This window comes from Micromonospora sp. D75, assembly GCF_018070405.1.
Taxonomy (GTDB): Bacteria; Actinomycetota; Actinomycetes; order Mycobacteriales; family Micromonosporaceae; genus Micromonospora; species Micromonospora chalcea.
Window position 1 is genome coordinate 1 of the sequence record NZ_JAGPXV010001170.1, and the last position, 506, is coordinate 506.

The following is a 506-nucleotide window of genomic DNA, read 5'->3' on the forward strand; positions in this document are numbered from 1 at the left end:
GGCTGACCGAGGGCTCAGGCCACTGTCAGCGTGAACTCGGCGGTCCGCACCACGCCGCCGACCTGGAAGTCCAGGAACATCCGGTAGTTGCCCGGCCCCGGCGCGGGGCGGTGTCGCGCCGGCCACGGCGTCGTCGGGGACGACGCCGGTGCCGGACGTGCCGGACGACGACTCAGGCACCGCCGCCGACCAGCTCGTAACCCGCCTCGTCCACGGCGGCACGGACCGACTCGACCGCCAGCGGGGCGTCACTGGTGACGGTGGCGGTGCCACCGGCCAGATCGATCCGGACCTCCTCGACGCCGGGCAGCGCGGACAGCTCCTCGGTCACCGCCCGGACGCAGTGTTCGCAGGTCATCCCGGTCACGGCATACGTCTGGACGACGGGTAGCTGCTCGGTCATGACCCCACGGTACCGCCGGTCACCTGCGGCTCCGCCGACGGTCCGCCGACGGTGGCGACGCTCGCATTCCGGCCGCGCCGGGAACTTTTCGACGGCCGGAATG

At 72.9% G+C, this 506-nt stretch carries 1 protein-coding gene; it reads right to left on the bottom strand.

Features of this window, described 5'->3' with window-relative positions; all coding sequences use genetic code 11:
* Positions 1–172: 172 nt before the first annotated feature.
* The gene (locus KBX39_RS32685; RefSeq protein ID WP_043328162.1) at positions 173–403 is read right to left on the bottom strand and encodes a heavy-metal-associated domain-containing protein; all 231 of its coding nucleotides are present in this window, start codon (positions 401–403) and stop codon (positions 173–175) included.
* Positions 404–506: the final 103 nt, after the last annotated feature.

What these genes read in the sequence shown, in the direction of transcription:
- KBX39_RS32685 (WP_043328162.1), bottom strand. Translation starts at nt 403, where the DNA reads ATGACCGAGCAGCTACCCGTCGTCCAGACGTATGCCGTGACCGGGATG.